This is a genomic window from Kitasatospora sp. NPDC048298, assembly GCF_043201465.1.
Lineage (GTDB): Bacteria > Actinomycetota > Actinomycetes > Streptomycetales > Streptomycetaceae > Kitasatospora.
This window is the reverse complement of sequence record NZ_JBICYZ010000007.1, coordinates 211,131-236,559: the sequence shown is the minus strand read 5'-3', so window position 1 is coordinate 236,559 and position 25,429 is coordinate 211,131. Positions and strand designations below refer to the sequence as shown.

Here is a 25,429-nt window from a genome sequence, read left to right as displayed (position 1 = left end):
GCTCGACAGGGCCCCGGCGGCCGTGCCTATGGTGCCCGGCATGACGACCCCCTCCTTACCCCGTCAGCTGGCCCGCACCCGGCGGTTCACCCTGGGCGTCCCCGTCCAGCCGGAGCCCTCGCCGGACGGCGCCACCGTGCTCTTCCTGCGCGGCCGGACCGGCACCGACCCGCTCGCCTGCCTCTGGGCCCTGGACACCGCCACCGGCGCGGAACGGCTGGTCGCCGACCCGGCCGCCCTCGGCGCCGACGAGGGCATCGCCGCGTACAGCACCGACGCCACCGGGACGCTCGCCGCCTTCGCCCTGGCCGGCGCCCTGTGGCTGGCCGACACCGCCGACGGCACCGTCCGCGCCGTCCCCGTCCCCGGCCCGCCGCGGGACCCCAGGCTCGACCCGACCGGCCGCCGGATCGCCTACGTCCTCGGCGGCGCCCTGCGGGTGGTCGGCGCCGACGGCACGGACGACCGCCCGCTCGCCGAACCCGAGGCCGAGGACGTCGCCTACGGGCTCGCCGAGTACGTCGCCGCCGCGGAGATGTACCGGGACCGCGGCCACTGGTGGTCCCCCGACGGCACCGCGCTGCTGGCCACCCGGGTCGACGACCGCCCGCTCACCCGCCTCTTCCTCGCCGACCCCTCCGACCCGCACCGCCCACCGCTCGCCGTCCGCTACCCGCTGGCCGGCACCGCCAACGCCGAGGTCTCGCTGCGGCTGCTCGGCCTCGACGGCACGGACACCGAGGTCCGCTGGGACCGCGCCGCCTTCGAGTACCTCACCGCCGCTGGCTGGGACGCCCACGGCCCGTACGCCGCCGTGCAGAGCCGCGACCAGCGCACCGTCCGCACCCTGGCGATCGGACCGGACGGCGCCACCCGGGTGCTGGACGAACGGCGGGACGCGCACTGGATCGAACTGCTCCCCGGCCTGCCGGCCCGCACCGCGGGCGGCGCCCTGGTGGACACCGCCGACCTGGGCGACACCCGGCACCTGACCGTCGACGGCGAGCCGGTCACCCCGCCCGGGCTCCAGCTGCGCGCCGTGCTCGGCACGGACGGCGAGCAGGTGCTGTTCACCGCCTCCGACGAGCCCACCGAGACCCACCTGTGGACGTACGGACCCGACACCGGCCCCCGGCGGCTGAGCGGCGGCCCCGGTCTGCACACCGGGGTGCGGCGCGGCGGCACGCTGGTGCTCACCACCCGCGCCCCGGGCCACCCCGGCGGCCGCTCCACCGTCCTGCGCGAGGGCCGCCCGGCGCTCCCGCTCGCCTCCCGCGCCGAGCCGCCGGCCCGCACCGCGGCACCCGAACTGCTCCGGCTCGGCCCGCGCGAACTGCGCGCCGCGCTCTTCCTGCCCGCCGGCCACCGCCCCGGCGACGGCCCGCTGCCCGTCCTGCTCGACCCGTACGGCGGGCCCGCCCTGCAGAAGGCCACCACCGGCGGCTTCTGGTGGGACCAGGTCTCCCAGTGGTTCGCCGACCAGGGCTTCGCGGTGCTGGTCGTGGACGGCCGCGGCACCCCCGGACGCGGGCCGCGCTGGGACAAGACGATCCACGGCGACAAGGCGGAGCCCGCCCTCGGCGACCAGGTCGAGGGCCTGCGGGCGGCCGACCGGCTGCGGCCCGGGCTGCTCGACCTCGACCGGGTCGGCATCCGCGGCTGGTCCTACGGCGGCTACCTCGCCGCCCTCGCCGTGCTGCGCCGCCCGGACGTCTTCCACGCCGCCAGCGCCGGGGCCGCCCCCACCGACTGGCGGTTCTACGACACCCACTGGCAGGAGCGCTTCCTCGGCCACCCCGACGAGTATCCCGAGCACTACGACGGCGGCTCGCTGATCGCCGAGGCGCCGAAGCTCAGCCGCCCGCTGCTGCTGATCCAGGGGCTCGCCGACGACAACGTCCACCCGGCCCACACCCTGCGGCTGTCCGCCGCCCTGCTCGCCGCCGGCCGCCCGCACGAGGTCCTCCCGCTGCGCGCCACCGGCCACCAGCCCACCGACGAGGCGGTGGTGGAGCACCTGCTGACCCACGAACTGCACTTCCTGCGGCGCTCGTTGGGCCTGGCATGAACGAAGGCCCGCCCCCCCGGCCGGGGGGGGCGGGCCTGCGCGGCCGGGCCGTCAGACCTCGCGGACGCCCGCCCGCCAGACCGCCGCCGTCAGCGGCACGCCCGGCCGGTACGCCAGGTGGACGTGCGAGGGCGCGTCCAGCAGCAGCAGGTCGGCCCGCGCGCCGGGCGCGACCACACCGACGTCCGTGCGCCGCAGCGCCCTGGCGCCGCCCGCGGTGGCCGCCCAGACCGCCTCGTCCGGGGTCATCCCCATCTCCCGCACCGCGACCGCGATGCAGAACGCCATCGAACTCGTGAAGCTGGAGCCCGGGTTGCAGTCGGTGGACAGCGCCACCACCGCGCCCGCGTCCAGCAGCCGGCGCCCGCTCGGGTACTCGGCCCGGGTGGAGAACTCCGCCCCCGGCAGCAGGGTGGCCACCGTCCGCGAGCCGGCCAGCGCCGCCACGTCCTCGTCCGTCAGATGGGTGCAGTGGTCCGCCGAGGCGGCCCCCAGCTCGACGGCCAGCTGCACGCCGGGCCCGTACGAGAGCTGGTTGGCGTGCACCCGGGGGGTGAGGCCGCGCTCGACGCCGGCGGTCAGGATCGCCCGGGCCTGCTCCCCGTCGAAGGCGCCCTGCTCGCAGAACACGTCCACCCAGCGGGCGTGCGGGGCGCAGGCGTCCAGCATCTCGCCGGTGACCAGGTCCACGTACCCGGCCGGGTCCTCGGCGTACTCGGGGGCGACCACGTGGGCGCCCAGGTAGGTGGTCTCCGGGGTGTGCGCGGCGGCGATCCGCAGGGCGCGCGCCTCGTCCTCGACCGTCAGCCCGTAGCCGGACTTGCACTCGATGGTGGTGGTGCCCTGGCGCACCGCCTCCCGGACGAACCGGGCCAGGTTGGCGTCCAGTTCGGCGTCGCTCGCCGCCCGGGTGGCCGCCACCGTGGTCCGGATGCCGCCCGCCGTGTACGACTGCCCGGACATCCGGGCGTTGAACTCGGCGGTGCGGTCGCCGGCGAACACCAGATGGGCGTGCGAGTCGACGAAGCCGGGCAGCAGGGCCCGGCCCTCGGCGTCGAAGCGCTCGTCCGCCGCCGGGGCGTCGGCGGCCGGGCCGACCCAGGCGACGGTGCCGCCGTCGACCACCACGGCCGCGTCGGTCAGCAGGCCGAGCGGCCCGGCGCCCTGCCCGGGGTCGTTGGTGACCAGGCTGCCGATGCCCGTGATCACAGTGGTCCTGGTGGTCCTGGCGTTCAAGGGGAGGCCTTCCGAGGGGAGTTGGGGAATCTCTGGGTCAGCGGTCCAGCGCGCCGATCGCGGAGCGCAGGGCGCCCGGCACGTCGGCCACCAGCCGGTGCTCGCCGTCCCGGACGACGTGCCGGCCGCCGACCACCACGTGCCGCACGTCCGCCGCCGAGGCCGCGAAGACCGCGATCTCGGCGCCGAGCCGGGGCGGCGGTCCGGCCGTCCGGACGGTGTCCAGCGCGATCACCGTGAAGTCGGCGAGCGCCCCCGCCTCGATCCGTCCGGCCTCCGGCCAGCCGAGCGAGGCGTGCCCGTCCTCGGTGCCGGCCCGCAGCAGGGCGCCGGCCGTCCAGTGACCGCGGGTGCGGGTGCGCAGCCGCTCGTCCAGCTCCAGCGCCCGGGCCTCCTCGAACGGGTCGATCACCGCGTGGCTGTCGCTGCCCAGGGTGATCGGGGTGCCCGCCGAGGCGAGCCGGCGGGCCGGGCCGATGCCGTCCGCGAGGTCCCGCTCGGTGGTGGGGCACATGCAGACCGTGGTGGAGGATTCGGTGAGCAGCCGGACGTCCTCGTCGGTCAGGTGGGTGGCGTGCACGGCCGAGGTGCGCGGGCCGAGCGCGCCATGGTCGGCGAGCAGCCGGGTCGGGGTGACGCCGTGGGCGGCCAGGCAGGCGTCGTTCTCGGCGGTCTGCTCGGACAGGTGGACGTGCAGCGGCGCCCCGCGCGTCGCCGCCCAGTGCGCGACGGTGCCCAGCTGCTCGGCCGGGACGGCCCGCACCGAGTGGATGGCGGCGCCGATCCGGGCGTGCTCGCGCGGCTTGAGCGCGTCCGCCCGGGCCGCCCAGGCCTGCGCGTCGCCGTCGCTGAACCGCTGCTGCGGCTCGGTCGGCTCGGCGCCGAAGCCGGAGGAGAGGTAGCAGGTGTCCAGCAGGGTGATCCGGATGCCGGCCCGGGCGGCGGCCTCGATCAGTGCCTCGCCCATCGCGTTCGGATCGGTGTACCGGGCGCCGCCGGGCGCGTGGTGCAGGTAGTGGAACTCGCCGACGGCGGTGATGCCGGCCAGCGCCATCTCGGCGTAGACGGCGGTGGCGAGTTCCAGGTAGCGGTCCGGGTCCAGCGCGCCGGCGAACCGGTACATGGTGTCGCGCCAGGTCCAGAAGGTGCCGGAGCCGACCTGGACGTGCCCGCGCAGCGCCCGGTGGAAGGCGTGCGAGTGGGCGTTGGCCTGGCCGGGCAGCAGCAGCCCGTCGAGCCGGACGGCGCCGGGCGGGCAGGGGCCGCTGTCCGGGGTGACGGCGGCGATCGTCCCGCCGGGGCCGGTGGTGATCAGCACGTCCTGCCCGACCGCCGGCCCGTCGTCGTGCGGCAGCCAGGCGTACTGCGCCCAGTACGTCGTCGTGGTCACTGACACGCCAGGTCCTCCAGTACGTCGGCGAGGGCGGCGACCCCGGCCAGGCAGTCGTCCCGCTCGGCGTACTCGGCCGGGGAGTGCGAGACGCCGGTGGGGTTGCGCACGAACAGCATGGCGGTCGGGACGGCGGAGGCCAGGATGCCGGCGTCGTGCCCCGCGCCGGTGGGCAGCACCGGGGCGTCCAGCAGCTCGGCCATCCGGTCGCGCAGCGGCCCGTCGAAGTCCACCACCGGGGTGTAGGACTCGCGGGTCAGCTCGACCCGGACGCCGTCGCGTTCGCCGCGCTCGGCGGCGGCCTGCTCGATCTCGGCGACCAGCGCGGTGAGGGTGCGCTCGTCGGCCGCCCGGGAGTCCAGCCAGCCGCGCACCAGCGAGGCGATCGCGTTGGTGCCGTTGGGCTCGACGGCGACCTTGCCGAAGGTGGCCAGCGCGCCCGCCAGCCGGGCCTTCTTGCGGGCGGCGAGCACCGTGTTGGCGTAGGTCAGCATCGGGTCGCGGCGGTCCTCGATCCGGGTGGTGCCGGCGTGGTTGGCCTCGCCGTGGAAGTCGAACCGCCAGCGGCCGTGCGGCCAGATCGCGCCGGCCACGCCGACCGGCTGCCCCTCGGCGAGGAAGCGGCCCTGCTCGACGTGGAGTTCGACGAAGGCGCCGATCCGGGCCAGCCGGTCGTCGTCCGCGCCGATCGCGGTCGGGTCGTAGCCGGCCTTCTCCATCGCGTCGGGCAGCCGGACGCCGTCGGCGTCGCGCAGCCCGTACGCCTGCTCGCGGCCGAGGACGCCGGCGGTCAGCCGGGAGCCGATGCAGGCCACGCCGAACCGGGCGCCCTCCTCGTCGCCGAAGTTGACGATCGCCAGGGGCTTGGTGAACTCGGCGCCACGGGAGCGCAGTTCGTCCAACGCGGCGAAGGAGGAGACCACGCCGAGCGGGCCGTCGAAGGCGCCGCCGTCCGGGACGGAGTCCAGGTGCGAGCCGGTGACGACCGCCCCCTGCCCGTTCGGGTCGCCCAGCCAGGCCCACTGGTTGCCGTTGCGGTCCAGCTCGTACGCGAGGCCGCGGCCGCGGGCCTGCTCCTCGAACCAGGCGCGGCACTCGGCGTCGGCGGAGTTCCAGGCGAAGCGGCGGTAGCCGCCGGAGGAGGCGGAGCGGCCCACGGGGAGCAGCTCCGCCCACATCTCCTCGAACCCGGATGTCACAGCTCGCCCATGGGGCTGTGCTGGTTCATGGGGATGTGGACACCACGCTCGGCGGCGACCTCGGCGGCCCGGTCGTAGCCGGCGTCCACGTGCCGGATGACGCCCATGCCCGGGTCGTTGGTGAGCACCCGGCGGATCTTCTCCCCGGCGAGGGCCGTGCCGTCGGCGACGGTGACCTGGCCGGCGTGGATCGAGCGGCCGATGCCGACGCCGCCGCCGTGGTGGATGGAGACCCAGGAGGCGCCGGAGGCCACGTTGACCATGGCGTTGAGCAGCGGCCAGTCGGCGATCGCGTCGGAGCCGTCCAGCATCGCCTCGGTCTCCCGGTACGGGGAGGCGACCGAGCCGCAGTCCAGGTGGTCGCGGCCGATGACGATCGGGGCGGACAGCTCGCCGGAGGCGACCATGTCGTTGAAGCGCTCGCCGGCCTTGTCGCGCTCGCCGTAGCCGAGCCAGCAGATCCGCGCCGGCAGGCCCTGGAAGTGCACCTTCTCCTGGGCCATCTTGATCCAGCGGGCCAGCGACTCGTTCTCCGGGAAGAGGTCGAGGACGGCCTTGTCGGTCTTGTGGATGTCCTGCGGGTCGCCGGACAGCGCCGCCCAGCGGAACGGGCCCTTGCCCTCGCAGAACAGCGGGCGGATGTACGCCGGGACGAAGCCCGGGAAGGCGAAGGCGCGGTCGTAGCCGGCCAGTTGGGCCTCGCCGCGGATCGAGTTGCCGTAGTCGAAGACCTCGGAGCCGCGGTCCAAGAAGCCGACCATCGCCTCGACGTGCCGGGCCATCGACTCGCGCGCCCGCAGGGTGAACTCGGCGGGCTTGGCGGCGGCGTAGTCCGCCATGTCCTCGAAGGCCACGCCGACCGGCAGGTAGCTGAGCGGGTCGTGGGCGCTGGTCTGGTCGGTGACGATGTCGATCGGCGCGTCCATCGCGAGCAGCTGCGGGACCAGCTCGGCGGCGTTGCCCAGCACGCCGATGGAGAGCGGCTGCTTCCTGTCGCGGGCCGCGGTGGCGAGCTCCAGCGCGTGGGAGAGGTCCTTGGCCTCGACGTCCAGGTAGCGGTGCTCGATCCGGCGGGAGATCCGGGACGGGTCGCAGTCGATGCAGATCGCCACGCCGCCGTTCATGGTGACGGCCAGCGGCTGGGCGCCGCCCATCCCGCCGAGGCCGGCGGTGAGGGTGATGGTGCCCTCCAGCGAGCCGTCGTACCGCTTGTTGGCGACGGCGGCGAAGGTCTCGTAGGTGCCCTGGAGGATGCCCTGGGTGCCGATGTAGATCCACGAGCCGGCGGTCATCTGCCCGTACATGGTGAGCCCGAGGCTCTCCAGACGGCGGAACTCCTCCCAGTTGGCCCAGTCGCCGACCAGGTTGGAGTTGGCGATCAGCACCCGGGGCGCCCACTCGTGGGTCTGCATCACGCCGACCGGGCGGCCGGACTGGACCAGCATGGTCTCGTCCTGCTTCAGCCCCTCCAGCGTCCTCACCATGGCGTCGAAGGACCGCCAGTCCCGCGCCGCCTTGCCCGTGCCGCCGTACACCACCAGCTTGGACGGGTGCTCGGCCACCTCCGGATCGAGGTTGTTCATCAGCATCCGCAGGGCCGCCTCCTGCTGCCACCCCTGCGCCGTCAGCCCCGTCCCACGCGCCGCGCGCACCTCACGCGGCCCGCTCACCTGCTGCTGCACCATGTCCCGGCCTCCCTGCGGATGGATTCATTCAAGCTTGGTTCGGCTGAATATATCCAAACAATCAATTCTCGACCAGACCCCGAAACAATCCGATCAGCCACGGCGTCGGTCGACTTGCCGCGCTAGCCTGAACCCGGCGAACACCAGCCACTCGGCCCAGCACCAGGGAGCGGAGGACAGGATGACGGCCATCACCATGCGGCCCGGCAGACTGCCGCTGCCCGCCGAGCCGGACACCTTTGGCCTTCCGCTGTACGCGCCCCGCGACTGAATCAGGCCGCCGCGCCGCCGTCCCAGTCGATGCCGATCTCGGCGAGCCAGCGGCGGTCGTCGGCGTCCGGGGCGGGCGGGGACGGCGGACGGGGGATGTTCTGGACGGGGCCGAGGCCGTACTTCTCGGCGGCCGCGGCGGCGCGGCCGTCGGGTTCGATGACGCCGACGTGGACGGCCGACTCGTCGCCCGGGTCGAGGACGGTCAGTTCGGGGTCGGGCAGGCGCCGCAGGGTGACGCGGCGGCCGCAGGTGGGGCAGGACCACTCGTCGGCGCCGGAGGACAGGCGGGCGACGAACTTCATCTCGTGGATCACGCGCATGGGTGACACCCCCTGTAGGAGGGGATGCCCGGGTCCGTGACGGCTACTCCCCCGCCCCGCCACTACTCCAGGAACAGCCCGCGCGCCGCCGCGGACTGCTCGATCGCCTCCAACCTGGCTTCGGCGCCCGGGAGTTCGTCGCACATGGACTGCAGCAGCACCCGGCCGAGCATCATCGGCGCGCACGCGGTGTCGAAGACCAGCCCGGTGCCGACGGCGGCCGGCAGCATCAGGTCGGACAGCTTGGCGACCGGCGCGAAGGCGCTGTCGGCCACGGTGAGCACCGTCAGCCCGCACTCGCGGGCGACCGTCAGCGCGTCCATCAGCTCCCGCGGGTAGCGCGGCAGCGCGAAGCAGAGCAGCGCGCTGGCCCCGGCCGCCCGGGCCTGTTCCAGCCGGTCGGCGAGCATGCTGCCGCCCTCGTCCAGCAGCCGGATGTCCGGGTGCACCTTGGACGCGAAGTAGGCGAAGCCCCGCGCCTGCGCCGAGGCGGCCCGCAGTCCGAGCACCGGCAGCGGGCGGGAGGCGGCGAGCAGCCGGGCGGCCCGGGTGATCGGCTCCGGGTCGGCGAGGAGTTCGGCGAGGTGGCGCAGGTGGGCGATCTCGGCGAGCACGGCCTGCTGGTGCTCGTTGCGCACCGCGTCGTCCGGGCTCTCCGGCGCGCCCTGGTCGCCGCCGCCGAGTTCGCGCAGCTGCTTGCGCAGCGCGGGGTAGCCGTCGTACCCGAGCGCGACCGCGAAGCGGGTGACGGACGGCTGGCTGACGCCCGCGAGTTCGGCGACCTCCACGCTGGACAGGAACGGCGCCTCGGTGGCGTGCCGCACCAGCGAGTGGGCGATCCGGCGCTGGGTCGGCGTCAGCCGGTGCCCTTCGAACAGCTGGAGCAGCCGGGCGGAGGGTCCGACGCTGCCGGTCTCGTCGGTGGCGGTCATCAGCGGTACCTCCGGGTGCGAGCGGTTCGGACGACGACTGTGCAGGAGCGGGCCGCGGCTGGCAAAGACGTCTCGTACGGCGGGACGTCCGGTGAGACGTCCCGCGGTTCGGTTGGTTCGGGAGCCGCGGCGGTCCGGCGGCCCCGCCGGGTTCGGGGCGCCCCTTGGGGGAACCCTGATTTGTCCCTGAGCCCGCCCGGATTCCTCCCGCGAACGGATGGACCGGACGTCCCGGCGGCCTCACGCTTGCTCCATGGACACTCGTCAGGACGAACTGCGGCGCGACCTCGACGCCACCCTCCAGGCCCGCAAGGAGCTCGGCAAGGAGTACGAGGACGCACTCGTCGACTCCTTCGTGAAGCGGCTCGACGCCCGGCTGGACGCCCGGGTCGACCGGTCGGTGGCCGAGCGGATGGACGACTACGAGCCGTCCCACCGGGGCCGGGGCGGGCGCCGGGACCGCGACCGCCCGTCGGCCTCCGGCCGGGCCGGCAACCGGCTGGCGGTGGTCTCGCTCGCTCTCGGCATCCCGCTGACCGCGATCGCCGGCAACCCCGAGACCGGTGGCTTCGCCGGCCTGCTGGCCTGCTGGGCGGGCATCGTCGGGGTCAACTTCGCGGCCGCGCTGGGCAACCGCCGCGACCGCCGGGACGAGCGGGACCGCCGCCCGCGGGGGGACTGGGACTGAGCCCCGGTCACCCCGCGGCGGCGGCACCGGCTCAGGCCAGCGGGCCGGTGACCCGCTCGACCGCCCGCACCAGCGCGCCGGAGGCGACCAGCTCGGCGGCCGCCTCCAGGTCCGGCGAGAGGAAGCGGTCGCGGCCGGCGCCGCCGACCCCCGCCTCCCGGGCGGCGGCCAGCGCGGCCGCGGTGGCCGGGGCGAGCCCGGCGACCCCGTCGGCCTGCTGACGGATCTCCAGCGCGCGGGCGGACGCGGTGAGTTCGACGGCCAGGATGCGGCCGAGGTTGGCCACCGCCTGGCGCAGCTTGCGCGCGGCCGACCAGCCCATCGACACGTGGTCCTCCTGCATCGCGGAGGAGGGGATCGAGTCGACCGAGGCCGGGACGGCGAGCCGCTTGTTCTCGCTGACCAGCGCCGCCTGGGTGTACTGGGCGATCATCAGGCCGGAGTCCACGCCCGGGTCGTCGGCCAGGAAGGCCGGCAGGCCGTGCGAGCGGGCCTTGTCGAGCAGCCGGTCGGTGCGGCGCTCGGAGATCGAGCCGAGGTCGGCGGCGGCGATGGCGAGGAAGTCCAGCACGTACGCGACGGGGGCGCCGTGGAAGTTGCCGTTGGACTCCACCCGGCCGTCCGGCAGCACCACCGGGTTGTCGACCGAGGCGGCCAGCTCGCGGTCGGCGACCAGCCGGGCGTGCGCCAGGGTGTCCCGGCCGGCACCGGCGACCTGCGGGGCACAGCGGATCGAGTAGGCGTCCTGGACGCGCGGGGCGTCGTCCTGGTGGTGGCCGGTGAGGCCGGAGCCCTTGAGGACGGCGAGCATGTTGGCGGCGCTGAGCGCCTGGCCCGGGTGCGGGCGGATCGGGGCGTGCAGTTCGGGGGCGAGCACCTTGTCGGTGCCGAGCAGCGCCTCCAGGCTCATCGCCGCGGTGATGTCGGCGGTGGTGAACAGCCGCTGGAGGTCGGCGATGGCCATCACCAGCATGCCGAGCATGCCGTCGGTGCCGTTGATGAGGGCGAGGCCCTCCTTCTCCAGCAGCTCGACCGGCGCTATCCCGGCGGCGGCGAGCAGTTCGGCGGCGGGCTTCTCCACGCCGTCCGGGCCGGTGGCGGTGCCTTCGCCCATCAGGACCAGTGCGCAGTGCGAGAGCGGCGCGAGGTCGCCGGAGCAGCCGAGCGAGCCGAACTCCCGCACCACCGGGGTGATGCCCGCGTTGAGCAGGGCGGCCATGGTCTGCGCGACCAGCGGCCGGACGCCGGTGCGGCCGGAGGCCAGCGTCTTCATCCGCAGGAACATCAGCGCGCGGACCACCTCGCGCTCGACCGCGGGCCCCATGCCGGCGGCGTGCGAGCGCACCAGCGACCGCTGCAGCTGGGCGCGCAGTTCGGGGCTGATGTGGCGCACGGCGAGCGCGCCGAAGCCGGTCGACACGCCGTAGACGGGACGCGGCTCGGCCGCGAGGGCGTCGATCCGCGCGCGGGCGGCCGCCATCTCGGCCTGCGCGTCGGGGCCGATCTCGACCCGGGCGTCGCCCCGGGCGACGGACAGGACGTCCTCGGCGCTGACGTCGGCCTTGCCGACCAGGACCAGCGGAGCGTCGGGGGCCACAGCACTGTGCATATCCATATACACCATCACATCAGGTGAATGAAGATATGACAACAGGTGCTCGCCATCCGGATTCTCCGCCCTCCGGATCGACATCGCACGCCGTGGCCCCCGTCGGCCCCGCACTCACTTCACGAGTTCCGCCTCGATCAGGTCGACCGCCCGGACGGTGCCGCCCTCGGCCCGCCCGGCGGCGGACAGCCCCCGCAGCCGCTCGGCCACCGCCGGGTCGCCGACCAGCTCCAGCAGCGCCGCGCGCAGCGCCTCCGGGGTGGCCTGCTCGGTGTCCAGCCGGCGGGCGACACCGAGGCCCACCAGAGCGTCCGCGTTGGCGAACTGGTCGACGGCCTGCGGCACCGCGATCATCGGCACCGCGTGGAACAGCCCCTCGCTGGATCCGCCCATGCCCGCGTGGGTGACGAAGGCGTCCGCCTGGGAGAGCACGGACAGCTGCGGCACCCACCGGTGCACCTCGACGGTGTCCGGCACCTCGCCGAGCTCGGCCGGGTCCGTGTGCGCGCCGATCTGCAGCACCGTGTGCCAGCCCGGCAGGTCGCCGAAGGCCTGGACGCAGGCGCGGTAGAACGCCGGGTGGTGGGTGAACGCCGAACCCAGCGAGACCAGCAGCACCTTCTCCGCGCCGGCCGGCCGCTGCCACCGCCCCTGGTGGGCGCGGTCGCCGAAGCAGGGCCCGACGAAGCTGATCCGCTGTTCGTCGACCCGGTCGGCGTTGGGCTGCAGGGCGCGCGGGACGAGCGCGATCGCCCGCTCCGGACGGCCCTTGAAGGCCTCCACGTCGCGCTGCACCGCGCCGGCCTCAACCAGCCAGTCGGCGAACCGGCGGTGGTGCTCGGGGCCGCCGGGGCCGGTGCGGATCGCCTCGAAGACCTCGGCCATGTCCTCCTCGACGCCCTCCCAGCCGACGAAGGTGGACGACAGCTGCACCACCGGCACCCCCAGCCGCTCGCCGAGCGCCCGGCCGGCGAAGCCCGCGATGTCGTAGAGCACCAGGTCGGGGCGGTCGTCCTCGAAAGCCTCCAGCAGGACGGACCACGCTGCCAGCGTGTCGTCCAGGAAGGCGTCCTGGATCGCCACCGGGTCCACCGGCCAGCCGCCGGGGTCGTCGGTGAGCGGCAGCTTCGTCGGGTACGGGACGAGGGCGGCTCCGGTGGACTCGACGGTCTCGCGGAAGGAGGGGTCGTTGAGGTAGCTGACCCGGTGGCCCCGGGCGACCAGCTCGGCGATCACGGCGAGGCTCGGGTTGACGTGCCCGTGGGCCGGTACGGAGACCATCAGGATGTGTGCGGGGCGGTTCACGGGCACCTCCGGGATAGCGAATGAGACGAGACGTTCCGTCTCGCATGTCTTGAGAAGACAATACGTCTCGTCTCGTCATTCCGCATAGACTTTTCCCCATGGCTTCCAGAACCGCCCCCGACCCCGCCCGCCGCAGCGAGCGCGCCCGCGCCGCCGTCCTCGCCGCCGCCACCGAACTCGTCGCCGAAGTCGGCTACGGCAAGCTGACCATCGAGGCGATCGCCGCCCGGGCCGGCGTCGGCAAGCAGACCATCTACCGGTGGTGGCCCTCGAAGGGCGCCGTCGTCTTCGACGCCTTCCTCGCCGTCGGCGAGCACGACGGCGGCCTCGCCCTCCCCGACACCGGCGACCTCGCCGCCGACCTCCGCGCCGTCCTGCGCCCCACCAGCGACGAGCTCCGCGACCCGGGCACCGACCGCACCTACCGGGCGATCGTCGCCGAGATCCTCAACGACCCGGCGCTGCACACCGAGTACCGCACCCGCCTGCTGGACCCCCTGCTGGCGGTCACCCGCGACCGCCTGCGCAGCGCCCGCGAGGCCGGCCAGATCGCCGCCGACGCCGACCTCGACCTGGCCGTCGAACTGGTCTACGGCCCGATCTACTACCGCTGGCAGTACCGGCTCGGCCCGCTCACCCACGAGCACGCCGACCGCCTGGTCGACGCCGCCCTACGGGCCCTCAACCCGCCTGTGAACGGAGCCGGCTCCGACGCCTGAACCAGAACACCGCCAGCACCACGGCCAACACGCAGAGCAGCAGGACGACGCCGAACCAGGTGAACAGCCCGCCGAACCCGCCGTGGGAGCCGTGCCGCACCGTGCGCTTCCTCGACTTCGACACGGACAGCGTGGACTCCGTGATCCGGTGCGCCGCCTCGGAGGCCCGCGGCTGAGGCGCCCGCTCGGGCGCCGTCCGCACCGCCCCGGCCGTCCGCGCCGCCGGCACCGCCGACGCCGGGGCGGCCCCCGCCACCGCGCCCCCGAGCACCAGCACCCCGGCCACCGCCGCACCCGCCCACCGTCCACCCACGGCCGAACCCCCCGTTCCCCGGAAAACCGTCGCCCCACCTTCCACCACCCCGCCCGCCCCTGGCATCCCCCGGGCGCCGACCGCGACCCGCCCGGGACACCCCCGTCACCGAATCCGCACACGGCGGCGGCCGGACCCGGAGCCGGACCCGGACCGGGGCCACCGGCCGGCGGGCCTCAGGGCGAGCCGCCCGCCTCACACCACCGGCGGCGAGGCCGGCCCCGACAGGGCGACCGAGACCAGGGCGCGCATGGCGCAGGCGGCCTGGCCCAGCGGCAGGGTGGCGTCGTCGGCGAAGAGCTCCACCAGCCAGCCGCCCGCCGGGTTCTGGCCGCCGGCGGCGACCATGCCCCGGTAGCCGGAGACGACCAGCATCGCCTCCTCCGCCGGGTCGTTGCCGGCCGCGCCCGCCCGCAGGGCGAAGGCGCCGCCGCGGACGGCCCGGCGGGTCATCGGGTAGTGCCGGAGGTCGAAGACCGCGTCGGGGGCCTCGATCTGGGCCCGCTGGGTCTCGGCGCGGACGCTGCTGGGGCCGCTGGTCATCCGGTAGACGGCGTGCTGGGAGGTGCGCATCAGGTGGGAGCCGGGCGGGACGTACGAGACCCACCAGCCGACGGCGTCCAGCAGCCGGGCGGAGGCCTCGGCGACCACGACCAGCTTGCCGAGGGTGTCCGCCGGGTGGACGGCCCGGGTCAGGGCGGCCTGGTCGAGGGAGGCGAGCACCGCGGTGAGCAGCTGCCCCGGGTCGGCGCTGCGGGCGGCGCCCCGGAACCGCCGCCGGTCGCCCGCGCCGGCCCGGCCGCCCGGCGCGCGCCGCCCGTCCGCCCGGTGGTGCGGGTCGGCGGCGTCGGCGAGCAGCACCGTGGGGTCGGGCGAGAAGCCGGGGCCGTGGCTGCGCCCGGCGACCACGGGGTGGGCGGCCCGGGCGGCCTTGGCCCGGTACTGGGCGGCGTCGGCGAGCCGGAACAGCCGGTCGGGGGTGGTGACGGGCCCGATCGAGTCCCCGGTGGAGGCGACCCCGCAGGCCACGCCCTCGCCCTCGGAGAGCGCGAGCGCCCGGGCGCACAGCTCCTCGGCGACGGCGACCACCTCGTCGGCCTTCTGACCCTCCACCAGCAGGCAGAACTCGTCGCCGCCGAGCCGCGCGGCGAGGCTGCCGGGGAGCTTGGCGGCGGCCAGCGAGAGCTGGTGGGCGAACCGTTCCAGCAGCCGGTCGCCCATCTCGTGGCCGAGCTGGTCGTTGACCCGCTTCAGTCCGTTGACGTCGCAGACCACCAGCGAGACCACGGTGCCGTCCCGGTTGTGCGCCTCCAGCGCGCTCTCCAGCCGGGCGTCGACGGCCCGCCGGTTGGCCAGGCCGGTGAGCGGGTCGGAGAAGGCGAGCCGGCGCAGGTCGGCGAGGCGCTCGGTCTGCGCCAGCCCGGCCGAGACCTGGGCGGCGAGCAGCGTCGCGTAGTCGGCGTCGGCCTCGGTGAACTCGGGCATCCCGGCGGACCGGGCGAGGTACAGCTCGCCCCAGGCCTGGCCGTGCAGCACGATCGGCGCGACCACGCAGCAGGCCCGCCCGCGCCGGCGCAGCGCCGCGGCGCGCTCCTGGCAGTACGCGCCGGCGGTCGGGTGCGCGTGCCCGGCGTGCGGCTCGCTGTTCTCGGCGCTCTGCAGCCAGGCGCGCGGCAGCCGCCCGGTGGTCCAGCGCTCCTCCAGGTACGTGACGATCTCGGGGAAGTCGGCGACCGGGTACGACTCGTCCTCGGGCAGTTCCTCCTCGCCCGGGGCGAGCTCGCCGTGGTTGACCAGGACCCGCAGCCGGCCGGACTCGCGGTCCCAGACCGAGACGGCGGCCATGGTGGCGCCGAGCGCCTCGGTGGCACGGGCGGCGGCGGCCCGGACGGCCTCCAGCGGGGTGAGTGCGGCGGCCATGTCCTGGGCCAGCTCGACCACGGACTGCAGCCTCAGGTCGGGCAGCGGCTCGGGGTGCCGCGGCCCGCCGCGGTCGCAGTCGCAGCCGCGGTCCGTCATGATCGCCTCACTGCTCACCGGCTCGCCTCGCTCCCTGTGCTCGGTCCTGCCAGACCCCCGTCGGCCGGCCGCACCCGACCGGCCGCTTGCACCAAGACTATGGCGGTTTCGTTCGGTTATGCCCTGTTTGCCCGGACGGACCGCGGCGCCGTCGGAACGCCCGCCGCCCGGGCCCCACCCGTACGGCGCCCGGAGGACCGAACCCACCACGGGGAGGCGCACCCGCGAACGACCGCACCGCGGACGGCTTCCTCCACCCGCACGCCTTCCCCGCCGGCGGGCCGCTATTCGGCCTTCAGCCGCCGGGTGAGCAGCCACGGCTCGACCAGCCCGAGCCCCCGCACCGGCCGCCGCCACATCGGCTGCAGGTGGAAGCGGGCCCCGGTGTCCGGGGCCGGCATCGGCAGTCCGGAGGCGGGCATCCCGGCCGCGGCCGACAGCGCCTCGGCCAGGCCGGGCCCCTCCGAGTCGGCCGGGGCGACGCTGCCGTTCTGCTCCAGCGCGGCGGCGAACTCGCCGTCGATCAGCACGGCGTCCTTGGGCGCGATCGAGGTGAGCCGGCTGGCCAGGTTGACGGTGGTGCCGAAGACGTCGCCCATCCGCGAGGTGACCGTGCCGAAGGCCATGCCGACCCGCAGCGGCGGGATGGTCTCGTCCCCGGCCAGCGCCTCGATCAGGCTCAGCGCGATCTCGGCGGCGGTCGCCGGGTCCTCGGAGACGTAGAGGATCTCGTCGCCGAGGGTCTTGATCACCCGGCCGCCCTGGCCGGCGATCAGGTCCGAACAGGTGTTCTCGAAGGTCTCGACCAGCTCGCCGAGCTCCTCCTCCTCCAGCCGCCGGGACAACCGGGTGAAGCCGACCAGGTCGGCGAAGCCGACGGCGAGCCGCCCGCTGGTGATCTCGTTGTCCTCGGCGGCCTGCACCACCCGGCCGGTGACCGCCGCCAGCTGGCGCCGCCAGACGTACACCAGGAACTGCTCCAGCTCCGGCAGCAGCAGCTCGACCAGCGGGTACGCGACGTCGGCGCGGGTCAGCCCGGGCTCGACGGACTGGGTGAGGTTCTCCAGGAAGGTGTCCATCTGCCAGCCGGCCAGCCGGGCCGTGGTCTGGCCGGTGGACCGGGCCACCTGGATCGCCATCGACTCGCTGAGCAGCCCGGACTCCACCAGGCCGGCCAGGCGCCGCAGCGCGATCACGTCGCCGTCGGTGAGCGCCCTGGACTGGCCGATGTCGGGGAAGCCCATGGCGCGCCAGAACCGGGTGGCCAGCTCCATCGGGACGTCGGCGGCACGCGCCGCCTGGTACGGGGTGTAGCGGCGCGGCGCGTCCAGGATCAGGCGTTCCAGTTCGAGCGCGACCGTGGGGTCGTTGCTGCCCGCCGTCGCGCCGCTGCTGCCGTCCTCTGCCACCGGTCCGTCCCCGTGCGCTCGCCGCACTCGCCTCGTGTCCTACGTGTCCGGGCGCGCCGTCCGCCACCCGGGCGGACAGTGGCGCGCCTCACACCGCTGCCAGGTGGAATGTTCGCACGGAATCGTCGGATCCGGGGCATCAGCCCGGGTCAAGGGGAGGTGAAGACTGCCGTTCAGCGGGGCTCGGGGCGCACGTGGACCACGTCGCCCGCGCCGACCGCCCGGCGTACGCCGTCGGGAGTACGGACCACCAGTCGCCCGTCGCCGTCCACCGCCACCGCCTCGCCGACCAGCTCGCGGTCGCCCGGCAGGTGCACCTTCACCTGGCGGCCCAGCGTGCTGCAGCGGTCCACGTAGGCGCGCAGCAGGTCACTGGCGTGCGGGTCGCCCGCGGCGGCCGTCCAGTCCCGGTAGAGCTCGGCGAACTCGCGCAGCAGGGCGCGCAGCAGGGTGCCCCGGTCGGTGGTCGAGGCGCCGGCCAGCGCGAGCGAGGCGGCGGTGGGGACGGGCAGCTCCGGCTCGCGCAGCGAGACGTTGAGGCCCATGCCGACCACCACCGCGCCGCCGGCCAGCTCGGTGAGGATGCCGCCGAGCTTGCGCTCCGCGCCGTCGATCTCCACCTGGAGGTCGTTGGGCCACTTCAGCCCGACCTCGACCCCGGCGACCCGGCCCAGCGTGCTCGCCGCGGCCACCCCGACCAGGATCGGCAGCCAGCCGTACCGCTCGACCGGCACCTCCTCGGGGCGCAGCAGCACGGACAGGAACAGCCCGGAGCGGGGCGGGGCCGTCCACCGCCGGTCCAGCCGGCCGCGGGCGGCGCTCTGCGCCTCGGCCACCAGCACCGCGCCCTGTCCGGTGCCCGCCGCGGCCCGGGCGGCGAGGTCACTGTTGGTGGAGCCGGTCTCGGAGACGACGTCCAGGGAGGTCCACAGGCCGCCCGGGACGAGCAGGTCGTGGCGCAGCGCCTCCTCGTCCAGCGGCGGACGGTCCAGGTCGGTCCAGGGCGACGGTCCGGCGTGGCCGAAGCCGCGCAGCCCGCTACGGCGGGGGGTCTCGCGATCGGTCATGGGGAAACCCTAGATCGGGTACGGGACGCAGGCCGCCCCATCGTCCCGGCCGGTCATGGGGAAACTCCTGATCGGGCACGGGACGCAGGCCGCCCCATCGTCCCGCAGAACGGGCGGGGACACACTGTGTTGATGGCCATAACGCCAGGACATGACGTATCGCCCTCCGCGCTGGCTACGCTACCCAGCGGTAGTTCGTAGCGCCGCCCTGCCCTCATGCGCGGGCCCACCACCCGGCCCCGCGCGCACTCGAACAGGTCGCGGCCATGGATCAGGGAGAGCCACCGGATGACCGAGGCGCCGTACGACCCCCACACCACCGCCGGCAAGCTCGCAGACCTGCGGCGCAGGCTGGACGAGGCGGTGCACTCCGGCTCCGCGAAGGCCGTGGAGAAGCAGCACGCCAAGGGCAAGCTGACCGCCCGTGAGCGGGTCGTGGAACTGCTGGACGAGGACTCCTTCGTGGAGTTCGACGAGTTCGCCCGGCACCGCTCGACCAACTTCGGCCAGGAGAAGAACCGGCCGTACGGCGACGGCGTGGTGACCGGCTACGGCACCGTGGACGGCCGCCAGGTCGCCGTGTTCGCCCAGGACTTCACCGTCTTCGGCGGCTCGCTCGGCGAGGTCTTCGGCGAGAAGATCGTCAAGGTGATGGACTTCGCGCTGAAGACCGGCTGCCCGGTCATCGGCATCAACGACTCCGGCGGCGCCCGGATCCAGGAGGGCGTGGTCTCGCTCGGCCTGTACGGCGAGATCTTCCGCCGCAACGTGCACGCCTCCGGCGTCATCCCGCAGATCTCGCTGATCATGGGCCCCTGCGCGGGCGGCGCGGTGTACTCCCCCGCGATCACCGACTTCGTGGTGATGGCCGACCGGACCTCGCACATGTTCATCACCGGCCCCGACGTGATCAAGACCGTCACCGGCGAGGACGTCGCGATGGAGGAGCTGGGCGGCGCGCGCACCCACAACACCAAGTCGGGCAACGCCCACTACCTGGCCGCGGACGAGAAGGAGGCGATCGAGTACGTCAAGAGCCTGCTCTCGTACCTGCCCTCCAACAACCTCAGCGACCCGCCGTCCTACCCCGAGCAGGCCGACCTCACGGTCACCGAGGAGGACCTCGAACTCGACACCATCGTGCCGGACTCGGCGAACCAGCCGTACGACATGCGCAAGGTGATCGAGCACATCGTCGACGACGGCGAGTTCCTGGAGACCCAGCCGCTGTACGCGGGCAACATCATCACCGGCTTCGGCCGGGTCGAGGGCCAGTCCGTCGGCATCGTCGGCAGCCAGCCGATGGACCTGGCCGGTTGCCTGGACATCAACGCCAGCGAGAAGGCCGCCCGCTTCATCCGCACCTGCGACTCCTTCAACGTCCCCGTGCTGACCTTCGTGGACGTGCCCGGCTTCCTGCCCGGCACCGAGCAGGAGTGGGACGGCATCATCCGGCGCGGCGCCAAGCTGATCTACGCCTACGCCGAGGCCACCGTCCCGCTGATCACCGTGATCACCCGCAAGGCCTTCGGCGGCGCGTACGACGTCATGGGCTCCAAGCACCTGGGCGCCGACCTCAACCTGGCCTGGCCGACCGCGCAGATCGCCGTGATGGGCGCGCAGGGCGCGGTCAACATCCTGCACCGCCGGGAGATCGCCGAGGCCGAGGCGGCCGGCACCGTCGAGGAGAAGCGGGCCGAGCTGATCGCCTCGTACGAGGACACTCTGCTGAACCCCTACCTGGCGGCCGAACGCGGCTACGTGGACGCGGTGATCGCGCCGAGCGAGACCCGCCGGCACATCGTCCGCGGCCTGCGGGCGCTGCGCGGCAAGCGCGAGGTGCTGCCGCCGAAGAAGCACGGCAACATCCCCCTGTAGGCCCCGTCCCTGTCGGGAGAGAACCAGCCATGTCCCCGATCCACGTACTGCACGGGCAGCCGACCCCCGAGGAGCTGGCCACCGTCCTGGCGGTGGTCCAGGCCCGGGCCGCCGCCGCGCAGGCCGCCGCCGAGGCGGCGCGCCTGGCCGGTGTCGGCCCGGCCTCCCCCTGGAGCGACCGCGCCCGCCTGCTGCGCCCCGCCGTCCGCCCGGGCGTGAACGCCTGGCGGACCTCGGGCTGGGCGCACTGACGTCCGCCGCGCGGGGCGGGAAGCCGGTCGGCTTCCCGCCCCGCGCGCTGTCCGGCGCCCGCTTTGCCCGGAACCTGAGTACGGATACTCAGGCGCCCGCACCCCTGTGCGACGCACCCTGGACGGGTGCTCTGGTCAGATCCCCGTGACGAGCCCTCGCCCGAGGCCCGTCGGATGCAGGAGCGGATGCAACGGGCCGGCAAGGTGCTCGCCGCGCTGGTGCTCGTCGGCGCCGTGCTGATGATGCTCTCCCGCCCGTTCAGCTGAGCCGTTCACCCGAACGGCGGATAGTTGGACCCCCTACCCTGGTGGGCATGACCGACCAGCGCGCCCTCGTCCTCGCCTCCGCCTCCCCCGCCCGCCTCGGGCTGCTGCGCCAGGCGGGCCTCGACCCGCGCGTGGTGGTCAGCGGCGTCGACGAGGACGCGATCACCGCCGCCACCCCCGCCGAGCTCGCGCTCGTCCTGGCCGAGGCCAAGGCGAAGGCCGTCGCCGCCGAGCTCGCCGACGGCGAGCTGGTGATCGGCTGCGACTCCGTCCTGGAGCTGGACGGCCTGGCCCTCGGCAAGCCCGCCGACGCCGCCGAGGCGCTGGCCCGCTGGCAGTCGATGCGCGGACGCGCCGGGGTGCTGCGCACCGGCCACTGCGTGATCGACACCGCGACCGGCCGGCAGTCCTCGGCCACCGCCTCCACCACCGTCCGTTTCGGCACCCCGAACGACGCCGAGATCGCCGCGTACGTGGCCTCCGGCGAACCGCTGCACGTGGCCGGGGCGTTCACCCTGGACGGTCGCTCGGCGCCGTTCGTCGACGGCATCGACGGCGACCCGGGCAACGTCATCGGCCTCTCCCTGCCGCTGCTGCGCCGGCTGCTCGCCGACCTCGACGTCCGCATCACGGACCTCTGGACCCGTACCGGAAGCTGACCGGACGGTCCGGATCCGACAAAAACCGCGCGGCAGACCTGGGTCAACCGACCGACGACAGCCGCATCCCTCCCTCCATAAGCTGGCCGAGGTCTCGGACGGGGAAGGAGGACGGCGGTGACCGACAGCGTGCTCAACGTGGTGCTCGGCCTGGTGGCCAGCGCGATCAGCGCCGGCCTCGGCTGGCTGGCCCAGGTGCTGCGGCGGCGCCGCAGGACCGAGCGGGTTCGGGAGTTCTTCGGACTGCCGGGCGGCAGCGAGTGCCTGATCGTGGTGCCGCGCAGCATCGGGACGGGCTCGCACGAGCACACCGTCACCCGGCGCGACGCCTACGCGCTGATGTGGCTGGCCGGGCTGGTCGAGGAGTGCGGGGCGCGGCCAGAACTGGTCGCCCACGACGCCGCGCACCGCGGTCTGGGCGCCAAGACCGAGCTGTGTCTGGGCGGTCCGGTCAGCAACGAGCGGATGGCCGCGCACGTGGCCTGGGGTCTGCCCGGTGTGCTGATCACCTCCGGTCCCGAGCGGGGCAGCAACGTGATCGTGGTCGGCGAACGGGACTTCACCGCCGACCGCGACCAGACCCACACCCTGCTCGCCCGGCTCGCCACCCCGGACGGCGGCCGCCCGGTGTTCCTGGTCTCCGGCCAGACCGGCACCGCCAACCAGGCGGGGGTGCGCTACCTGGTCGCCCACCACCGCGAACTCGCCCGGAAGTACGGGCAGGACGGCACTTTCGCGCTCGTCCTACGGGTGGTCAACCCGGAGGCGTACGGGCCGGACATGGTCGAGGTGGCGGCGGACGTGACGGCCGAGGCGCTGCGGCGGCCGGCCGCCCGTTCCGGCGCCGCTTGAGCGGCCCGCGCGAGACTGTGTCCCATGCCACTTCCCGCCACGCCGCCGCCCGGTCACCCGCCGTGGCCCCCACCGCTCCGGCCGGACCGGCGCCGACCTGCGGCGTCGTCCGCGGGGCCGCCCGCCGGGCCTCGGTAGCCATCACCGAGCGTGTGGGATAGTTCACAACCTGGGGCTACTCGCCGGTACTGCCCAGGAATCCATAAACTCAACGAGGTTCAAGAAGGGAGCCACAGTGCGCAAGGTGCTCATCGCCAACCGCGGGGAAATCGCCGTCCGCGTCGCCAGGGCCTGCTCGGACGCCGGTATCGCCAGCGTCGCCGTCTACGCCGAGCCGGACCGGGATGCGCTGCACGTCCGCGCGGCCGACGAGGCTTACGCGCTGGGCGGTGACACCCCCGCTACCAGCTACCTGGACATCGCCAAGGTCCTGAAGGCGGCCGCCGACTCCGGCGCCGACGCCGTCCACCCCGGCTACGGGTTCCTGTCGGAGAACGCCGACTTCGCCCAGGCCGTCATCGACGCGGGTCTGATCTGGATCGGCCCGCCGCCGCAGGCCATCCGCGACCTCGGCGACAAGGTGACCGCCCGGCACGTCGCCCAGCGCGCCGGCGCCCCGCTGGTCGCCGGCACGCCGGACCCGGTCTCGGGCGCCGACGAGGTCGTCGTCTTCGCGCAGGAGCACGGCCTGCCGGTCGCCATCAAGGCGGCCTTCGGCGGCGGCGGCCGCGGCCTCAAGGTCGCCCGCACGCTCGAGGAGATCCCCGAGCTGTACGAGTCCGCGGTGCGCGAGGCCGTCGCCGCGTTCGGCCGCGGCGAGTGCTTCGTCGAGCGCTACCTCGACAACCCGCGGCACGTGGAGACCCAGTGCCTGGCCGACAAGCACGGCAACGTGGTCGTCGTCTCCACCCGTGACTGCTCGCTGCAGCGCCGCCACCAGAAGCTGGTCGAGGAGGCGCCCGCGCCGTTCCTGACCGCCGAGCAGAACGCCGAGCTGTACCGCGCGTCCAAGGCCATCCTCAAGGAGGCCGGCTACCAGGGCGCCGGCACCTGCGAGTTCCTGGTCGCCGTCGACGGCACGATCTCCTTCCTGGAGGTCAACACCCGTCTGCAGGTGGAGCACCCGGTCACCGAGGAGGTCACCGGCCTCGACCTGGTCCGCGAGATGTTCCGCATCGCCGACGGCGAGGAGCTGGGCTACGACGACCCCGAGGTGCGCGGCCACTCCTTCGAGTTCCGCATCAACGGCGAGGACCCGGGCCGCAACTTCCTGCCCGCCCCCGGCACCGTGACGCTGTTCGCCCCGCCGTCCGGCCCGGGCGTGCGCCTGGACTCCGGTGTGGAGTCGGGTTCGGTCATCGGCCCGGCCTGGGACTCCCTGCTGGCCAAGCTGATCGTCTCCGGCCGCGACCGCAAGCAGGCCCTGGAGCGGGCCCGCCGCGCGCTGAGCGAGTTCAAGGTGGAGGGCATGGCCACCGCCATCCCGTTCCACCAGGCCGTCGTCACCGACCCGGCGTTCGCGCCCGAGGTCCACGGCAGCGACGAGCCGTTCTCGGTCTTCACCCGGTGGATCGAGACCGAGTTCGACAACACCATCCCGCCCTTCGCCGGCACGGCCGGTGACGGTGAGGAGGCCGAGACCCGGGAGACCGTGGTCGTCGAGGTCGGCGGCAAGCGCATCGAGGTCTCCCTGCCGTCCTCGCTCGGCGTCGCGGCCGCCCCGGCCGCCGGTGCGGCGGGTGCCACCAAGGCCAAGCGCCGGGTCGGTGCCAAGAAGGCCGGCTCGGCCGTCAGCGGTGACACCCTGGCCTCGCCGATGCAGGGCACCATCGTCAAGGTCGCCGTGGAGGAGGGCCAGGTCGTCGCCGAGGGCGAGCTGATCGTGGTCCTGGAGGCGATGAAGATGGAGCAGCCGCTGAACGCCCACAAGGCCGGCACCGTCTCCGGCCTCAAGGCCGAGGTCGGCGCGAGCGTCAGCAGCGGCGCCGCGCTCTGCGAGATCAAGGACTGACGCCAGCCCTGGCCCTCGGACCGGTCCGTACGCCCTTCGGGGGTGTGCGGACCGGTTCGCGTTTCCGAGGCCGTCCTGCGAGGACCGTACGGGCTCAGCGCCCGCGCGGCAGGCCCATCTCGGCCAGCCGGGCCGGCATGCCGCCCGGGCCGGCCGGACCGCCGTGCGCGCCGGGGCGGCGCTGGCCGGGCAGCGGGGCGCCGCCGGGGGGCGGGCCGCCGCGGCGGGCCATCGGGCCCGGCTGGGTCTGGTGCACCGGGCCGCTGCCGGTGCCGTGCACCGGGGCGTCGCCGCTCGGGCCCGCGCCCAGCGGGGCCAGGTCGACCTGCACCCCGCAGTCGGCGAGCGCGTCCAGTTCGCGGACGGTGCCGTCGTCCGCGGTGGCCTGCTCGTCGGTGACCAGCCGGGTGATGGTCTCGGTGGCGACGGTCTGGAACATGCCGGCCGCGCCGAGCTTGGTGTGGTCGGCGAGGACGATCACCTCGGCGGCCGCCAGCACCATTGCCCGGTCCACGCTCGCGGACAGCATGTTCGCCGTCGACAGCCCTCGTTCGGCCGTCAGCCCGCTGCCGGAGATGAAGGCCTTGGTGACCCTCAGCCCCTGCAGCGACTGCTCCGCGCCGCTGCCCACCAACGCGTAGTTGGAGCCGCGCAGGGTGCCTCCGGTCATCACCACCTCGACCCGGTTGGCGTGCGCCAGCGCCTGGGCGACGAGCAGCGAGTTGGTGACCACCGTCAGCCCGGGCACGCGGGCCAGTCGGCGGGCCAGCTCCTGGGTGGTGGTGCCGGCGCCCACCACCACGGCGTCGCCCTCCTCCACCAGGCCGGCGGCGAAGTCCGCGATGGCGCTCTTCTCCGCCGCGGACAGATGGGTCTTCTGCGGGTATCCGGGTTCGCGGCTGAAGCCGCCGGGGAGCACCGCGCCGCCGTGCCGGCGGTCGAGGAGCCCTTCTGCCTCCAGCGCCCGCACGTCACGGCGCACGGTCACTTCGGAGGTCTGGACGACGCGGGCCAACTCCCGGAGCGAGACGGCTCCGTTGGCGCGCACCATTTCGAGGATCAACTGGCGACGTTCTGCAGCAAACACAGAACCGACGGTAACCTGCGTGACCGTCTGCTTTCAGGCGTTTGCAGCTGGTAGCGGGAATTGCTCACGCACGAGCGGCGCGTGACCGTACAATACGCGCCGTCGGCGCCCCCGGAACTGCGCCCGCCGTCCGGGTGACGGCCGTGCCCACGCGAAGGGCGGCCGCCGATCGGCAGCCGCCCTCAACTGTGC

General features: G+C 74.5%; 21 protein-coding genes and 1 pseudogene. 9 read left to right on the top strand and 13 right to left on the bottom strand.

The window, feature by feature from the left end; translation table 11 throughout:
- Window positions 1-40: 40 nt before the first annotated feature.
- Entirely contained in the window at window positions 41-2,068 is a 2,028-nt protein-coding gene (locus tag ACGF0D_RS09195) for a prolyl oligopeptidase family serine peptidase (RefSeq protein ID WP_392914439.1), read from the top strand.
- Between the two features lie 51 nt (window positions 2,069-2,119).
- On the opposite strand, the gene hutI is transcribed toward ACGF0D_RS09195, so the two are convergent.
- The 6 genes from hutI to ACGF0D_RS09165 form a co-directional block, all read right to left on the bottom strand.
- Window positions 2,120-3,304, bottom strand: coding sequence for an imidazolonepropionase (gene hutI, locus ACGF0D_RS09190; RefSeq protein WP_392914438.1), 1,185 nt, complete (start codon window positions 3,302-3,304; stop codon window positions 2,120-2,122).
- Window positions 3,305-3,341: 37 nt separating this feature from the next.
- Window positions 3,342-4,694, bottom strand: coding sequence for a formimidoylglutamate deiminase (locus tag ACGF0D_RS09185; protein WP_392914448.1), 1,353 nt, complete (start codon window positions 4,692-4,694; stop codon window positions 3,342-3,344).
- Window positions 4,691-5,872, bottom strand: a complete 1,182-nt coding sequence (locus ACGF0D_RS09180) for an allantoate amidohydrolase (RefSeq protein WP_392868730.1) — start codon at window positions 5,870-5,872, stop codon at window positions 4,691-4,693. Before ACGF0D_RS09180 ends, ACGF0D_RS09185 begins: the two co-directional genes overlap by 4 nt.
- A gap of 17 nt (window positions 5,873-5,889) precedes the next feature.
- Entirely contained in the window at window positions 5,890-7,563 is a 1,674-nt protein-coding gene (gene hutU / locus ACGF0D_RS09175; protein ID WP_392914447.1) for a urocanate hydratase, read from the bottom strand.
- Between the two features lie 287 nt (window positions 7,564-7,850).
- Window positions 7,851-8,171: a hypothetical protein gene (locus ACGF0D_RS09170; RefSeq protein WP_392914437.1), complete on the bottom strand. Its 321-nt coding sequence runs from the start codon at window positions 8,169-8,171 to the stop codon at window positions 7,851-7,853.
- A gap of 62 nt (window positions 8,172-8,233) precedes the next feature.
- Window positions 8,234-9,103, bottom strand: a complete 870-nt coding sequence (locus ACGF0D_RS09165) for a MurR/RpiR family transcriptional regulator (RefSeq protein ID WP_392914436.1) — start codon at window positions 9,101-9,103, stop codon at window positions 8,234-8,236.
- A 253-nt stretch (window positions 9,104-9,356) separates the two neighbouring features.
- Between ACGF0D_RS09165 and ACGF0D_RS09160 the strand changes: the two genes are divergently transcribed.
- The gene (locus tag ACGF0D_RS09160; protein ID WP_392914435.1) at window positions 9,357-9,791 is read left to right on the top strand and encodes a hypothetical protein; all 435 of its coding nucleotides are present in this window, start codon (window positions 9,357-9,359) and stop codon (window positions 9,789-9,791) included.
- Window positions 9,792-9,822: 31 nt separating this feature from the next.
- On the opposite strand, the gene hutH is transcribed toward ACGF0D_RS09160, so the two are convergent.
- Both hutH and ACGF0D_RS09150 read right to left on the bottom strand, forming a co-directional pair.
- Window positions 9,823-11,400: a histidine ammonia-lyase gene (hutH, locus tag ACGF0D_RS09155; protein WP_392867035.1), complete on the bottom strand. Its 1,578-nt coding sequence runs from the start codon at window positions 11,398-11,400 to the stop codon at window positions 9,823-9,825.
- A 114-nt stretch (window positions 11,401-11,514) separates the two neighbouring features.
- Window positions 11,515-12,681 (bottom strand): macrolide family glycosyltransferase, encoded by a 1,167-nt coding sequence (locus tag ACGF0D_RS09150; RefSeq protein ID WP_392914446.1) that lies wholly within the window; start codon window positions 12,679-12,681, stop codon window positions 11,515-11,517.
- A 122-nt stretch (window positions 12,682-12,803) separates the two neighbouring features.
- On the opposite strand from ACGF0D_RS09150, the gene ACGF0D_RS09145 reads away from it, so the two are divergent.
- Entirely contained in the window at window positions 12,804-13,424 is a 621-nt protein-coding gene (locus ACGF0D_RS09145; protein ID WP_392914434.1) for a TetR/AcrR family transcriptional regulator, read from the top strand.
- Here ACGF0D_RS09145 and ACGF0D_RS09140 read toward each other — a convergent pair.
- From ACGF0D_RS09140 to ACGF0D_RS09125, 4 genes and pseudogenes are all read right to left on the bottom strand, one after another.
- Complete coding sequence (locus ACGF0D_RS09140; protein WP_392914433.1) at window positions 13,387-13,737, bottom strand: hypothetical protein; 351 nt, start codon at window positions 13,735-13,737, stop codon at window positions 13,387-13,389. The two genes, ACGF0D_RS09145 and ACGF0D_RS09140, sit on opposite strands and share 38 nt — an antisense overlap.
- A gap of 762 nt (window positions 13,738-14,499) precedes the next feature.
- Window positions 14,500-15,657 (bottom strand): annotated as a pseudogene (locus ACGF0D_RS09135) (diguanylate cyclase domain-containing protein); the annotation flags it as partial.
- A 383-nt stretch (window positions 15,658-16,040) separates the two neighbouring features.
- Window positions 16,041-17,165: an adenylate/guanylate cyclase domain-containing protein gene (locus ACGF0D_RS09130; RefSeq protein WP_392914432.1), complete on the bottom strand. Its 1,125-nt coding sequence runs from the start codon at window positions 17,163-17,165 to the stop codon at window positions 16,041-16,043.
- Window positions 17,166-17,338: 173 nt separating this feature from the next.
- Window positions 17,339-18,232: a biotin--[acetyl-CoA-carboxylase] ligase gene (locus ACGF0D_RS09125; RefSeq protein ID WP_392914431.1), complete on the bottom strand. Its 894-nt coding sequence runs from the start codon at window positions 18,230-18,232 to the stop codon at window positions 17,339-17,341.
- 288 nt (window positions 18,233-18,520) lie between these two features.
- On the opposite strand from ACGF0D_RS09125, the gene ACGF0D_RS09120 reads away from it, so the two are divergent.
- The 6 genes from ACGF0D_RS09120 (at window position 18,521) to ACGF0D_RS09095 (ending at window position 24,150) form a co-directional block, all read left to right on the top strand.
- Window positions 18,521-20,110 (top strand): acyl-CoA carboxylase subunit beta, encoded by a 1,590-nt coding sequence (locus ACGF0D_RS09120; RefSeq protein ID WP_392867050.1) that lies wholly within the window; start codon window positions 18,521-18,523, stop codon window positions 20,108-20,110.
- Window positions 20,111-20,139: 29 nt separating this feature from the next.
- Window positions 20,140-20,361 carry an acyl-CoA carboxylase subunit epsilon gene (locus tag ACGF0D_RS09115; RefSeq protein ID WP_392867052.1) on the top strand — a complete coding sequence of 74 codons (222 nt, stop codon included), beginning with the start codon at window positions 20,140-20,142 and terminating at the stop codon, window positions 20,359-20,361.
- A gap of 126 nt (window positions 20,362-20,487) precedes the next feature.
- Window positions 20,488-20,628 (top strand): morphogenic membrane protein MmpB, encoded by a 141-nt coding sequence (gene mmpB / locus ACGF0D_RS09110; RefSeq protein ID WP_392867055.1) that lies wholly within the window; start codon window positions 20,488-20,490, stop codon window positions 20,626-20,628.
- Between the two features lie 47 nt (window positions 20,629-20,675).
- Window positions 20,676-21,287, top strand: coding sequence for a nucleoside triphosphate pyrophosphatase (locus tag ACGF0D_RS09105; protein ID WP_392914430.1), 612 nt, complete (start codon window positions 20,676-20,678; stop codon window positions 21,285-21,287).
- A 117-nt stretch (window positions 21,288-21,404) separates the two neighbouring features.
- Window positions 21,405-22,139, top strand: coding sequence for a hypothetical protein (locus tag ACGF0D_RS09100; protein ID WP_392867060.1), 735 nt, complete (start codon window positions 21,405-21,407; stop codon window positions 22,137-22,139).
- Between the two features lie 235 nt (window positions 22,140-22,374).
- A complete protein-coding gene (locus ACGF0D_RS09095; RefSeq protein ID WP_392867063.1) occupies window positions 22,375-24,150 on the top strand; it encodes an acetyl/propionyl/methylcrotonyl-CoA carboxylase subunit alpha in 1,776 nt (591 codons plus the stop codon).
- 94 nt (window positions 24,151-24,244) lie between these two features.
- On the opposite strand, the gene ACGF0D_RS09090 is transcribed toward ACGF0D_RS09095, so the two are convergent.
- Window positions 24,245-25,201, bottom strand: a complete 957-nt coding sequence (locus ACGF0D_RS09090; protein WP_392868737.1) for a DeoR/GlpR family DNA-binding transcription regulator — start codon at window positions 25,199-25,201, stop codon at window positions 24,245-24,247.
- Window positions 25,202-25,429: the final 228 nt, after the last annotated feature.